This window comes from Alteromonas sp. CI.11.F.A3, from assembly GCF_032925565.1.
Lineage (GTDB): Bacteria > Pseudomonadota > Gammaproteobacteria > Enterobacterales > Alteromonadaceae > Alteromonas.
In genome coordinates, this window is record NZ_CP136708.1 from 1085634 (window position 1) to 1099994 (window position 14361).

12 protein-coding genes are annotated in these 14361 nt (G+C 45.1%); 4 read left to right on the forward strand and 8 right to left on the reverse strand.

Features of this window, described 5'->3' with window-relative positions; translation table 11 throughout:
• Positions 1-131: 131 nt before the first annotated feature.
• The 6 genes from R1T43_RS04630 to R1T43_RS04655 form a co-directional block, all read right to left on the reverse strand.
• Entirely contained in the window at positions 132-1286 is a 1155-nt protein-coding gene (locus R1T43_RS04630) for a HupE/UreJ family protein (RefSeq protein WP_317353363.1), read from the reverse strand.
• Between the two features lie 9 nt (positions 1287-1295).
• The gene (locus tag R1T43_RS04635) at positions 1296-2474 is read right to left on the reverse strand and encodes a hypothetical protein (protein WP_317353366.1); all 1179 of its coding nucleotides are present in this window, start codon (positions 2472-2474) and stop codon (positions 1296-1298) included.
• 77 nt (positions 2475-2551) lie between these two features.
• The gene (locus R1T43_RS04640) at positions 2552-3052 is read right to left on the reverse strand and encodes an Ig-like domain-containing protein (protein ID WP_317353369.1); all 501 of its coding nucleotides are present in this window, start codon (positions 3050-3052) and stop codon (positions 2552-2554) included.
• A 12-nt stretch (positions 3053-3064) separates the two neighbouring features.
• Entirely contained in the window at positions 3065-4645 is a 1581-nt protein-coding gene (locus R1T43_RS04645) for a DUF4331 domain-containing protein (protein ID WP_317353372.1), read from the reverse strand.
• Between the two features lie 156 nt (positions 4646-4801).
• Complete coding sequence (locus R1T43_RS04650) at positions 4802-5503, reverse strand: anti-sigma factor domain-containing protein (protein ID WP_317353374.1); 702 nt, start codon at positions 5501-5503, stop codon at positions 4802-4804.
• A complete protein-coding gene (locus tag R1T43_RS04655) occupies positions 5500-6033 on the reverse strand; it encodes a sigma-70 family RNA polymerase sigma factor (RefSeq protein ID WP_211071509.1) in 534 nt (177 codons plus the stop codon). Before R1T43_RS04655 ends, R1T43_RS04650 begins: the two co-directional genes overlap by 4 nt.
• A gap of 464 nt (positions 6034-6497) precedes the next feature.
• On the opposite strand from R1T43_RS04655, the gene R1T43_RS04660 reads away from it, so the two are divergent.
• On the forward strand, positions 6498-6941 hold the full coding sequence (locus R1T43_RS04660) for an RDD family protein (protein WP_247670829.1): 444 nt from the start codon (positions 6498-6500) through the stop codon (positions 6939-6941).
• Positions 6942-7128: 187 nt separating this feature from the next.
• Here the strand turns inward: R1T43_RS04660 and lptG are convergent, their stop codons facing one another.
• Positions 7129-8190 carry an LPS export ABC transporter permease LptG gene (gene lptG, locus R1T43_RS04665; protein WP_317353376.1) on the reverse strand — a complete coding sequence of 354 codons (1062 nt, stop codon included), beginning with the start codon at positions 8188-8190 and terminating at the stop codon, positions 7129-7131.
• Positions 8191-9291: an LPS export ABC transporter permease LptF gene (lptF, locus tag R1T43_RS04670; protein ID WP_063457745.1), complete on the reverse strand. Its 1101-nt coding sequence runs from the start codon at positions 9289-9291 to the stop codon at positions 8191-8193. It abuts the gene before it with no gap.
• 261 nt (positions 9292-9552) lie between these two features.
• Here lptF and pepA point away from each other — a divergent pair, with 261 nt between their 5' ends.
• The 3 genes from pepA to R1T43_RS04685 are packed head-to-tail and all read left to right on the forward strand — an operon-like array spanning position 9553 to position 14304.
• Entirely contained in the window at positions 9553-11058 is a 1506-nt protein-coding gene (gene pepA / locus R1T43_RS04675) for a leucyl aminopeptidase (protein WP_211071606.1), read from the forward strand.
• A gap of 6 nt (positions 11059-11064) precedes the next feature.
• Positions 11065-11490 (forward strand): DNA polymerase III subunit chi, encoded by a 426-nt coding sequence (locus tag R1T43_RS04680; protein WP_211071506.1) that lies wholly within the window; start codon positions 11065-11067, stop codon positions 11488-11490.
• Between the two features lie 39 nt (positions 11491-11529).
• Positions 11530-14304 carry a valine--tRNA ligase gene (locus R1T43_RS04685; RefSeq protein ID WP_317353385.1) on the forward strand — a complete coding sequence of 925 codons (2775 nt, stop codon included), beginning with the start codon at positions 11530-11532 and terminating at the stop codon, positions 14302-14304.
• Positions 14305-14361 lie beyond the last annotated feature (57 nt).

Consider the following 14361-nt stretch of genomic DNA (forward strand, 5'->3'; position numbering starts at 1 on the left):
ATGCGCGAGAAGCGTTAGGTGCAATTAAGGTTACATTTGTGACATTTGATGTGCGTTTGATATGGCATCCAAAAAAGCCGCTTAATACTTTTAGAAAGCGGCCAGTAGGGAAAGCGTAGTATTAATAACCTTTACCAGCGCTGAATCGTCCAATTAGTGGCAATAATAGCAATAACTAAAGAGAGCAGTGGCATCAAGGTTTTGGCGTAAAACGCGAAATGTCGCAGCCACAATAGCAAAGGCAATAATACTGCCACAATAGCTAACTGACCCACTTCCACACCAATGTTAAAAGCAGCCACACTAAGCACAAGGTTATTTGACTGGGCATTTAAATCGGCAAATACGCTGGCAAACCCCATTCCGTGTAATAAACCAAAAGCAAAGGTGATAATACCTAATCGCACAATCAGTGGGTAAATATTGTTAAGGGCCGTTAGCAGTACTGAAATAGCAATACCAAGCTCCACTAAACGGCTATCCAGCGCAATAAAATCAAGTGCGGTAGCGGTTAAGGTAATAGAGTGTGCAAGCGTAAATGCGCTGACTAAAATTACCGTATGCTTTAATACTCGAGAAGCTGAAGGTTCTTTTTGCCAGCGTTTTTGTTCTCTTACTAGGTTAACCGTAAGCAAGGTGGCCACGAGAAATAAGATATGATCGATGCCAATAAATATATGCCGTACCCCTTCGTACACTAGCGAAATGAACAGTGCGGTTAACGACGTAGTGACAGCATCATAGGTCACGCTGCGGTTATCAATATCAAGTACGCTGGTAACTGATGTGTTCTCTGTGCTGCTTTGCGAGCTGTTTTGTGTTCGGCTTCCTGACTGACCCGCAAGATTTACGTTCACTAGAAGCTTGTGAGTAGGGCTATGTTCAAAAATACCGTCATAGCGAATACCGAGTGTGCCAGATGATTTACACATGACTTTAATAGGTGAAACCAAGTAAGAGTCACCGGAAACACTTCTGATATTTGGCATACTAAGGCTAATTTTACAGGGTGAGTCATCTACTCGAATGCTTAGTACATTTGCTATATAGTTCTCTAATAAAGACTGGTTTTGGTGAATTTCACCCCACGTTAGTGCGCCATTGCCGTTAGTATCTAGCCCTGCTACTTGCCCAATATCATCTGGCTTTAACAAAAGCTCGCCGCTGTAAGTGTTTTCTTCGCCTGCGTTTAGCGTTAAATACCCGCTACTAAGTTCGTGGGCGTTTACAACGCTTGCGTTCATAACAATAAATGACAATAAAAGAGTAACTACAAATGCTTTCATATATGTTCTTTAATTCAATGTAGATGATGTGGCCACGGCGCTTTCAGCTCGCGCAAGTAACCTTGCGTCACTTCGTGTTTGAGCCGCTTGCCAGTTTAGCCTAGCGAACTTCAGGGCTATGGCTGGTTGATAGTCAATATCTAAAAAGTAACTAGCCACTTGCGCTGCATGAGACACATCTTCTCGCCAAGTACGTAAGGCCATTCTATCAGCTAATTGCTTTTGAATTTCAGTATCATGAAGACTTAATTGTCTTTCTGCTTTTGCCCAGCGAAGCAATAAACCATCGTCTATGTTCTTGTCTGTGCTGTAGGATGTGCGATTCGAAGCAGCCTGAATTGCGGTAAACCTTTGAATGACATCTTGGGGTTTTGAAAGTTTGAGCTTTGCATCAGCCCATAGCAGCAATGCGCTTACGGGCAGTTTTTGTGCGTCTACTTTTTTCAGGTGTGAAAGTGTTGCCTCGAGTTTATCCAGGGTATAGGCCATTGCTGCCAAGGTTTCGTAATACCACAAACGTTCGCTCGCAGCCGCTTGCGCAGTGTTATTAGTATTAGGGTCTTCTAAACGAGTTTTTTCTATTGAGGGCTTTTCTACACGAGATTTCTCGGCAAATGCCTCAAGATTTAGTAATTTCTCGTAGCTAGCAGTATTGGTATTTAGTGTGAACTCGGCATTTAAAATACACGTGAAAGCTAACAAATAACTGGTTTTACCAATTAGTTGTTGGCATAAGTTTTTGGCCGCTGCGGGGGCGCCTTGTTGTATGTTGATGTCTGCTAGTAGCAATAAAGCTGGAGCATAAAGAGGCGATTTGATTTCGTTTAAAATAGCTTCAGCTTCGCTAAATTGGTGGGTGCCTTGCAACACCTTAGCTTCTAACACCTTCAGCTGAGTTTGCGTGCTGGCTGAAAGCGAATTTTTTTGCTGTTTTTGATAATGGATGAAGCGCATTACCTGCTGCCTTTCATTGCCGGTAGCATCGGGGTAACGGCTTTTATTGAGTATGGTTTGCGCCAGTGCTACGGTCATTTTTGCTTGAGGTTGCGCATGCCATGTTGCAATAACCATATCGCTTGGCATATTGCTAGGTGTGTCTTTAGGTGAAGTCTCATCGTCAAACGCATAGGCCGATAAACACAAGGTGCATAAAGCACTAAACGCGACAAGCCGAGTCAATAATCTCATTGCCTAATCTCCTAGGTTTGATAAGCATAAGGTAAGCAACTTTAAAAAAAGAGCGCCATCCATGGCGCTACTGCTATTTACTGTTGAGGTAGTAAATCATCAAAACTACTTTCTTCGGCATCCTGAGTGAATTCTCTTCCGTTAACCGGAAGGGGCTCATCAGTAGCCTCTTGATTAAATGCATCTCGTGTATAGCTAGAAAACGAGACTTGTTGCGCATCGATAGTAATAGTGACTTCACCTGTGTCAGCATCGGCTACGCCGTCAGATACACTGAAAACAAAAGAGTCAGTACCGGTAAACTGCGCATTCGGTGTATAAGTAAAATCACCGTCTGCTGTTACCGTTGTGGTTCCGTTTTCGCTGTCTGTGGTTAGCGTATAAGTTAAAGCATCGCCATTAGCATCACTTGCACTTAGCATGTCGGTGAACGCAATATCTGCTTGGGTAGTGAACATGGCATCTTCAGCTACCGGTGCTATGTTTACTTCTGGCTTATCATCGTCATTATCAAAGCATCCAGTGAGCGCGCTTACTGCGCCCACTAACACTAAGCCTCTTAAAAGAGTGTTGTTCATAATCATCACTCCTTATTCAGAACCCGCAATAGGTGTTTTAAGGTAAGGGAATGACGCATCAGTCATACTGGCATCAACTGGCGCACCATCAGTGAATGGCACATTACCTACGCTCGCATCTTCTTCTGCGCACAAGCCAAGATTGGTTTCTTCACCATTCACTGGAATGGGATAACACAAACGACCCATCACAACGCGAAGGGCAATATCTACCACATCATCGCCAGGTCTTCTTCCGTTCGGGAAACCAGCTAAGTCGTCGCCTGCTACACCGAATGCAGATTGATCGGCTGCAGGTGTTGCTGGAATGCCTGTATTTAAACGAAGCATTTCAGACGCCGTTACCGTGGCCTGTTGGTTAACGCCAGGGAAACCCGTTAAGAACGCAGCAACTAAATCGTTTCTAGGGAAATTAGTAGGTGCTAGGGTTTCAATTGATGTTCCTAACGTTGTGTTTACTGCATCTTTAAACAAGATATTTAGTAATTCTGGTAGTGCAGGGTGAGTAACATAATCAGCGAACTGGCCGTCATCACTTGGGTGGGCACTAGAGAAGGTATCTTTATCGCCAATACCGATAACCAGTTCGTTAACTAATGGGCTGCCTAAGCGAGATACTTGGGTCATAGCGCCGCCATTAACTTCTGGCGATGCAAAGGTAGCATCAGGATTTAAAATACGGGCTTGAGGAAGACTTGCTGTTGTCCAGCTTCCTACTACGCCGTTTCCATCACCAGTCACACAGGTAGAAGGCACCTCTACAGATATCGACGTCACATTTTTATCGGCCAAATCATCGTTGTCATTACTTTGGGTGATACCGCCGGGGAAACCGCCTCCATCACCAGCGCCAGGTGAACTGTCGCCTTCAACGGGCACATAATTCACCAAGTCGAAAGTTTTACCTAGGTTTACCACAAAGGCATCTTTGCGCTGACCTACAAATACTTTCGCCATGTCATCACAGCCCGGTATCGAGAATGAATAAATAAAGCTTTCGGCATAACGAGCGTATTCTGCTTCGCTGGTGAAGGTTTTATTACCGATGTAATCGAGCGGTTTGGTAAACATATCACCAGCACTTGGCGTTAGCGTAGTTCGCTCACCGCTTTGCATGTCGCCCGACACCATAGTTAAGCTATACATTTCTGAAAAATTAGCGGCGCCTTGATCGTCTGCGCTAACAGGGCCAATGTTCTTTAATGGCACTTTGACCATTTTTTCTTCGCCAGCTGCGCCAATAGGCAATGCAATGCCTTCGTTTTCGGCTGCCAGCATAGACTGAAACTCAAAAACAAAACTAATGTCTTCTACTGCATCGCCATCGCTGTCGATATGAATGGTGTATTGCGCGTTAGGATCCATGGCAAAATAATTAGGACCGCCGTAGGCATCTTGCAGTGGAATGTAATTTGCGATGAAAGTCACGTAGCCCTCACGTCCTTCTTCATAGCTATTAAATGCGTAAAAGTCGGTACTGTCTAAAGCAGGGTGACGTGTAATATTAGGTGCTTCTCGGTGACTTGAAGCCACTGCGCCTGCGGCAATAAGTGCGCAAGATACAGCAACTACTGAACGTTTAATCGAAATCATATTATGTCTCTTAGTGAGTGAGTTCATAAAGCCAAACGATTCGGATGGGAAGTTGGATGCAAAATAATTTACTTTTATTTAAAACCTTTTTATCAAACATAAAAAAGCCGACTTGAATGCCGGCTTTTGTCAGTGTTTATTAAAACTTCTTCGCTATTAAACGGAAACCAGTGGGGCTATATATAGCACTTCAGTAGGTGCACCAGTTTTGGAGCCGCCTGGAGCTTCCAAACTTACCGCAAGCGCTGCAATGCTGCCATCAAGTAATATGGCATTCGTCGCAAAATGCTCAAAGCCAGATTCAGGCAACAAGCCTAACGAAATAGGGGCTTCGCCATTTTCGGGAACCATCCATAACTCATAGTCTTTGTCGGTAATCGCAGCAAATGCGCTGGTTACTTTTACATCCATAGTAGACTCAGATACTTCTATTACCCACAAAGGTGCGTTGTCTGCATTATTAACAACGGCAACATGTGAAATTTCTTCATCAGCTACCGGCATCATTACGACAAGAAGTACTGCAAATATCATTGCAGCCGCGGTAGATAGAAAAGAGAAATAGCGCCACCTAGCCTGCTTTGCTTGTTCAAATTCAAGCACGTTAGATGCTGGTTTTGTTGAATTGCCGTGATCAAGACGGCGCTGAATTTGTTCCCACACCGCATGAGGAGGTTCTACGGGAGTAATGCCGTCTGAAAAGCCCGCTAAGTATTCTTCCCACTTCGCTGTGGTTTCACCTACGATTTGGTACTGCATCAATAACTTTTGATAGCGTAAACGCGCTTTGCCCCGTAAGGTGCCCACCACATATTCGGCCGCAAGTGCGTTTAACCGTTCTTCTTTTAAATAATTCATAATGACAAACACCTTTGTAAGCTTTGAAGGCCACGTCGGATCCAGCTTTTAATAGTGCCCAGAGGCGACGACAAATGGTTCACAACTTCTTGATGGGAAAGTCCGTTTACATAAGCTAGTTGTATGGCTTGGCGTTGGGAGTGGTCCAATTCATCCAAGCATTCGGCTAATTTATCTTGCTCGGTATTCATCCGAACGTTGTTAGAAGACTCATCTAATTGAGGCGCTTCGTTATCCAATTCAACTTCGTTTCGCACATTGTGATAGCGCATTAAATCTAATGCGCGGTAGCGCGCAATGCTTACCATCCAAGTCAATACCGTACCTTTACCTCGTTGGTAACTGCCTGCGTTATGCCATATTTTTATAAACGCATCTTGGGTGGCTTCATCGGCTAGTTCCGGCCGCTTTAAAAGCTTTAACACCACAGCATATAGCTGAGGGCTGGTTAATTTGTATAGCTCAGCAAAAGCGGCTTTATTGCCATTCGCTGTTTCACACAGTAGGGGAAACAAGGTTTCATGTTCCATAAAGTATCCTTCTTTACCGAGCCATACATGGCATTTAGAAATTAAATGGCCTTAAGCATCGGAACTCTGATCAGGGTATAGACACAAGAATTTTTTCGATCGATTATTTGTGTTTACATGTTATTAAACGTTTACCACCTGTAATTAGATGCAAAAAGTACAAATTTTCTTTGTGAGCTTCACCCTACAGCTGTTTCTAATCGATTACGGCTTAGCAGTACACATTACTAAGTATTAAAACTAGCCCTGTTTCACTATCGGTTATTTATGCCTTGTCAGCGTTGTGGCACACTAGCGCGGTATTGAACTGTATCGGAAGTATTTTGAACAAAAGTAACAACAAAGCGTCACGTGCCGCGCGCAAGATTAAAAAAGTAAATAAGCGTGAAGAACACACCGAAAATGAAGCTGTCGAGTTAAGCTCTTCCTCCGAGCGAGCAGGGTTTATTCGCCGTTTAGCTGCCATGATTTACGATACTCTGGTTGCTGTAGCAGTGGGGATGTGTGCAGCTATGGTGGTAATAGTGACGCTTATCGTTTTGCTTTCAAACGGTGTGTTAGATTTACAAGGTTATGAGCAACCTGCTGAATTAATTCAGGCATCGACGGGGTATAAATTACTTATCCAGGTATGGGTTGGTTTGTGGGTAGTTGGTTTCTTTTTATGGTTTTGGAAGCGAGGTGGGCAAACCTTGGGCATGCGTGCATGGCGACTGCGTATTTTCAGTACGGTAGATGCGCCCATGACATGGCCGCGTCTGATTATCCGCTTAGTGGCATCATTAGGGGGATTAGGCACTTTGTTAGTACTTTTTGATTTTAAGCACAAGCAGTCGTTGCAAGATAGATTGGCGCAAACCCAAGTACTTAAATTGACGAAAGAAAGTAACGACCATAAAAGCTGGTAAGCGAAATCCAGTTTACAGATTTAAGGAAGGGAAGCAGTGCTTCCCTTTTTTGTATCCAATATTGAACGGTAGAACTTAGTGTCTGGTAATTCAACGCCTAATCCGCTTTAACCTATGCTGATTCAACCAAACGCTTAATTTAAGCGACTCAAACTAGGCGATTTTAAATTATGCTACTGAAATTAGACTACTTCCGCAGCATAATAGCGGCAATGGCCGCAAACAATAAGCTTGGTAGTAAAGCCCCTAAAAACGGCGGAATTTGATAAACCAAACTAAGCGGGCCAAACACTTCATTTAAGATAAAGAAGCCAAAGCCCGTTAGTACGCCCATGATCACCCGGGCGCCCATGGTAACGCTTCGTAATGGCCCAAAGATAAACGACAGGGCCATTAACAGCATTACCCCTACTGACACAGGCTGTAATATTTTACGCCACAGTGCCAACTCATAGCGTGATGGATCTTGCCCGTTATTGGCTAAATAGCCCACGTAATCTAGCAAACCAGAAATAGATAGGGCTTCAGGTTTTACCGCCACAATACCCAACTTATCTGGCGTTAACGTCGAGTTCCATTGCATGCTTTTTTCATTATCTAGCGTTACCGCAGTTTCACTAAAACGGGTAACGTCTACATCGTTTAAGCGCCACTCATTGCCATCGAAATTACCCGATTTAGCATAGGTAATACTTTCAAGTGAAAGGTCGTCGTTAAAGTCAAAAATATTGATGTCTTTAAGTGAATCGCTGCTCAGCACTTCACCGATACTCACGAAATGCTCGCCATCTTTTGCCCAAACCAGTTGCTCTGAAGAGAACAAGCTACCGCCTGAAATGGCCTCGGTGCGAATTTGTTTTGCTTTAGATTCACTGAACGGTGTTACCCATTCGCCCACCGCCATCACCAATAAAATCATAATAGTGGCAGACTTCATGGTAGAGACAATAATGTTCCATCTACTCATGCCCGCTGCTTGCATAACAACAAGCTCGCTGTTGCTGGCAAGTACACCCATACCAATTAATCCACCTAGCAGGGTTGCCATAGGGAAAAACTGTTCTAAATCTCTTGGTAAGCTAAGCACCACGTAAAGGAACGCCACCATCATGTCGTAGTCGCCTTCGCCTACTTTACGCAGTTGCTCTACAAATTTAATAAGAGCGCTTAAGCCAATAAGGACCGATAAAGTAACCGTTACTGTACCTAACAGCGTGCGAGCAATATATAAATCGAGGATTTTAAACATCTATTTTTTCCCCAATATCCAGGCCCTAAATTGGGTGCCTGTTTTTCTGTCTCGCACAATTAGCGCAACCCCAATAAATAGCATGATGGTATGCACCCACCACAGTCCAAGTTGAGGCGGTATTTTGCCATCTTCTAGTACTCGTCTGCTGGCGAGTAACAACAAAAAGTAGCCAAGATAGAGCAGTATAGCGGGGAACATTTTTCCAAATCGACCTTGGCGAGGATCTACAGCACTCAAGGGCACGGCGATTAGAATCAAGAAGGGCAGTGAAAGTGGAATGGCAATACGCCACTGTAACTCTGCACGGGCTTCTATCGACTCATCACCCCATAATTCGGTAGTGGGCAATACGCTTACCTTGCGCCTTGCTTCCTCTGCGGGCTTATCTGCTATTTGAATTTGGTACTCATCAAACTCTACCTTTCGGTAGCTTTTTTGCGACTGCTGACCTTCGTACTGCACCCCTTGTTTTAACACCAAGTTTCGAGTGCCGTCTGGGGTGCTAGCCACTTGCCCGGTTTGCGCGTAAACCACTTGAACCTGATTTTCACCATTTTCAGTTTTATTTTGCGATAAAAACACGCGGCGTAATTGGTCGTCAGTATCAATGTCGTGAACAAAAATAACCGCTTTTGCATTACCGGTTTGTTGAAAGCGACCAGGGATAATGGCAGAAAGACCCGCCTCATTACGGGCTTTTTCCCTAAGTTGGTATTCGTTTTCAGCCGCCATAGGGGCAAAGTAGAGGGTAATGGCCCCCGTTACTATCATAATGAGTACAGATAAGAACAACATTACCCGGGTGATGTACCACTCACTGATACCGCATGCACGCATGACGGTCATTTCGCTGTCTACATACAGCCGCCCATGGGCAAGCATAATGCCTAAATAAGCACTGATAGGCAGCACGAGTGATGCGAGAATAGGGGCGTAGAGCCCAAGAAAGCCAAGTACTAGTCCTGCTGGTATATCGCCGTCTGAGGCATCACCAAGCACACGTACAAATCTAAGGGTGACAAATATCGCCATTAGAATGAAGAATATGGCTAACTGAGACTTAAGGGTTTCCTTAAGCAAATAGCGGAATATCAACATCTCAGTCCTACCGGAAACTTTGGAATTTTAGTGAAAGAAACCACAATTTTGAGTAAACTTACCGTTTTTACAAGTTTTGCCTGCAATCATAAAATTAATTGCATGGTGTGGCGAAGCAAATTTGACATAATTTACGTCAACATTGCGTCATTCGCAGCTAGCATGCAACTATGGCTGCGTATTAAAACATAAAGCAGCGCGAAACGTTATGTGAATTTAGTCAGCATGCAAATCTTAAACGACGAAAAACGAGGTGATATCGTGGAGTTTAGTGTAAAAAGTGGCAGTCCGGAAAAACAACGCAGTGCCTGTATTGTTGTCGGGGTCTTCGAGCCGCGCCGCCTTACCGCGGTGGCTGAACAACTAGACGAAATCAGTGAAGGCTACATTAGTAACTTATTACGCCGCGGTGACCTAGAAGGTAAAGCCGGGCAAATGCTATTGCTACACCATGTACCGAATGTACTGAGTGAGCGTGTATTGCTAGTAGGTTGCGGAAAAGAGCGCGAACTTGATGAGCGCCAATACAAGCAAATTATTGCCAAAACCATTACTACCTTAAACGAGACGGGTTCGATGGAAGCGGTGTGTTTCTTAACGGAATTACACGTAAAAGGTCGCGACACGTATTGGAAAGTGCGCCAGGCCGTAGAAGCTACCGAAGATTCTTTATATACCTTCTTGCAACTTAAAACCAAGAAAGGTGAGCCACGTCGTCCGTTACGTAAAATTGTATTTAACGTACCTACACGCCGCGAACTCACCGTGGGTGAGCGCGCGGTAGAACACGGGCTCGCTATTTCTCGCGGCGCGAAAGTTACCAAAGACGTGGCTAACATGCCGCCGAATATCTGTAACCCTGCTTATTTGTGGGAGCAAGCGCAGTCATTAGCTAGCCAGTACGAAAGCATAAGTGCTGAAGTTGTGGATGAAACCCAAATGGCTGAATTAGGCATGCAAGCTTATTTAGCTGTGGGCCGTGGTTCTGCAAACGAAAGCATGATGAGTATTATGCATCACCGTGGCGGTCCAGCCGATCAAGCGCCAATTGTGCTGGTGGGTAAAGGGCTTACCTTCGATTCAGGTGGTATTTCAATTAAACCTGGCGAAGCCATGGATGAAATGAAATACGACATGGGCGGAGCAGCTGGTGTACTTGGTACTATGCATACTATTGCCGCGTTAAACCTACCGATTAACATAATTGGTGTATTAGCCGGCTGTGAAAACATGCCAGATGGTACCGCATATCGTCCAGGCGATATCCTAACCACCATGTCAGGCCAAACTGTTGAAGTATTAAATACGGATGCAGAAGGGCGCTTAGTACTCTGTGATGCGTTAACTTACGTTGAACGCTACGAGCCAGAGTTAGTGATTGACGTGGCTACCCTAACCGGCGCCGTTATTATTGCGCTAGGCCACCATGCAACTGGCGTAATGAGCACGCACAACCCGCTTGCCCATGAATTGCTAAATGCCTCTGAGCAAAGCTCAGATCGCGCATGGCGTTTACCCGTGTGGGATGATTACCAAGAACAGCTTGAAAGCCCGTTTGCTGATATGACTAACTTAGGTGGTCGTCCGGCAGGCAGCATTACCGCGGCGTGTTTCTTGTCTCGTTTCACCAAGAAATATAACTGGGCACACTTAGATATTGCCGGTACTGCATGGCGCAGTGGCAAGAACAAAGGTGCAACAGGGCGACCTGTTCCTATGTTATCGCAGTTCTTAATGAACCGCGCTGGCACCAAGTTAGAGGACTAACGCACGATGCCTCAAGTCGTGTTTTATCAACTAAGTGCGAGCGACACCAGTGTGGCGTCTCGTGCGAGCGAACTTATTGCAGATGCTTTTGCGAACAAGCAAAAGATAAGCGTGTTATGCGATACGCAAAAGCAAGCCGAAGAAGTTGATGAATTTTTATGGCAACTGCCAGCCAATCGCTTTGTTCCCCACAACCTATATGGTGAAGGGCCACAAAGCGGCACGCCGGTGGAAATATGTTGGCAACCCGAGCAGGTTGCCCGCCGTCAAATGGTGGTTAACGTTGGTTCGGGTATGGTGCCTTCGCCAAATCAACATCGCCAAATTATCGATTTTGTTCCCGTAGATGACGAAGCCAAACAGGCTGCGCGGGTGCGATATAAGAACTACCAGCAAGCCGGATGTAATATGCAGTTTAAGAAAACTGCCTAGTGATCACATCAGAATCGAGCTTCACAACGAGAGTAAGTAATGGATAAAACCTTCGAACCACAGTGCATTGAGCAGCAATGCTATGAAAAATGGGAAAATTCGGGCCTTTTTAAAGCATCGGGCAGCGGCGATCCGTATTGTATTTTGCTTCCACCGCCTAATGTTACCGGTAGCCTTCATATGGGGCACGGTTTTCAACAAACCATTATGGATGCCTTAACCCGCTATCGCCGCATGAAGGGTGACAACACCCTATGGCAAGTGGGTACCGACCACGCGGGTATTGCTACCCAAATGGTGGTAGAACGCCAATTAAATGCAGAAGGTAAAACCCGTCATGACTTAGGTCGTGAAGACTTCATCAAAAAAGTCTGGGAATGGAAAGAACACAGTGGCGGCACTATCACGGGCCAAATGCGCCGTTTAGGTACATCACCTGATTGGTCTCGTGAAGTGTTTACCATGGACAACAAGTTGTCTGATGCGGTAACCGAAACTTTCGTAAAGCTTCACGAAGAAGGCCTAATTTATCGCGGTAAGCGTTTGGTAAACTGGGATCCAGTGCTGCACACCGCAGTATCAGATTTAGAAGTACTAAACGAAGAAGAAGATGGCCACATGTGGCACATGCGCTACCCGCTTGCTGATGGCAGCGGTGAGTTAGTAGTCGCCACAACACGCCCAGAAACCATGCTAGGTGATACTGCAGTAGCGGTGCACCCTGATGACGAACGCTACCAAGCTTACATTGGTAAAGACATTAAACTGCCTATTACTGGCCGTTTAATTCCTGTTATTGCCGATGACTATGTTGACCAAGAGTTCGGTACAGGCTGCGTTAAAATTACGCCAGCGCACGACTTTAATGATTACGACATGGGTAAGCGCCATAGCCTACCAATGATTAATATCTTAACTGACGATGCGAAAATTAACGATGAGTCGCCAGAGGCTTATCGCGGCCTAGACCGTTTCGATGCACGTAAGCAGATAGTGGCTGATTTAGACGCTCAAGGCGCATTAGTCAAGATTGAACCGCATAAGCTCAAGGTACCTCGTGGCGACAGAACCGGTGCGGTCATTGAACCTTACCTTACCGACCAATGGTATGTTGCGGTTGAGTCACTGGCTAAGCCTGCTATTGAAGCGGTTGAAAGCGGCGAGATTCGTTTTGTGCCAGAAAACTGGAACAAAACCTACTACCAGTGGATGCACAATATTCAAGATTGGTGTATTTCACGTCAGTTGTGGTGGGGGCACCGCATTCCTGCATGGTACGACGACAACGGAAAGATTTACGTGGGTCGTACTGAAGCAGAAGTTCGTGCTAAAAACAGCTTGGGCGACGACATTTCCCTTCGCCAAGATGATGATGTACTTGATACCTGGTTCTCATCTGCACTATGGCCGTTCGCGACCATGGGCTGGCCTGAGAAAACGCCTGAACTAGAAACCTTCTTGCCTTCATCGGTATTGGTAACCGGTTTCGATATCATTTTCTTCTGGGTTGCCAGAATGATCATGATGACGAAGAAGTTCACAGGTCAAATTCCGTTTAAAGATATTTATATCACCGGTCTTATCCGCGATGAGAATGGCGATAAGATGTCAAAATCGAAAGGGAATGTACTAGACCCTATCGACCTTATTGACGGAATCGATTTAGAAACACTAGTGAAAAAGCGTACGTCAGGCATGATGCAGCCAAAACTAGCTGAAAAGATTGAGAAGCGTACGCGTAAGCAGTTTCCCGATGGTATTCATGCTTACGGTACAGATGCACTTCGTTTTACTTTTGCTGCAATGGCGTCAACCAGCCGTGATATCAACTTTGATATGGCGCGGGTTGAAGGCTACCGTAACTTCTGTAACAAGATTTGGAATGCATCACGTTTTGTACTGATGAATACCGAAGAGCACGATACCGGCCGTGATGGCGGCGAAATGGTATTAAGTATTGCTGATCGCTGGATTTGGGCTAAATTCCAACAAACCCTTGTTGAGTTTGAAAAAGCGTTAGAAGACTACCGTTTCGACATTGCTGCGCATATTGTTTATGAGTTTACTTGGAACCAGTTCTGCGATTGGTACTTAGAACTGACTAAACCTGTGCTTAGCAACGAAGCCAGCAGTGAAGCTGAGAAGCGTGGTACACGTCATACGTTAATTAACGTACTAGAAAACTTGCTACGTTTGTTGCACCCATTAATGCCGTTTATTACCGATACTATTTGGCAGCGTGTTGTGCCATTAAGCGCGCTACAGGTTGAAGAGAATGCCAGCATTATGGTGCAAGCATTCCCAGTACAAGATGCTGCTAAGCAAGATGAACACGTGCTTGCCGATATTGAGTGGGTGAAGAAGTTCATCGTGGGTATTCGTAATATTCGCGGTGAAATGGATATTTCTCCAAATAAACCGCTTAATGCCTTACTTAAAAACGTAAGTGCGGAAGATAGCCGCCGTTTAGAGGCTGCTAAAGCCTTCTTAGACAAGTTATCTAAGCTTGAAACAGTAACTATCCTTAAAGACGGTGAAGAAGCGCCTGCGAGTGCGACAGCGCTAGTCGGTGAAATGGAAATACTTATTCCAATGGCGGGTCTTATCGACAAAGATGCCGAGCTTGCTCGTATCACTAAAGCCATGGATAAAGTGGATAAAGACGTTTCACGTACACGCGGCAAGCTGGGTAACGAGAAGTTTGTAAGCAACGCTCCAGACGCCGTAATTGAGAAAGAGCGCGCTAAGCTGGAAGAAGGCGAGAAGCAGCTCGAGAAGCTTAAAGCACAGTACGAGACGATTGCTGCGTTATAGCCACGGTTTAATAAATTAAGGCTAGCAAGCTAACGAAAAAAGGTTGTCGTAAGACAA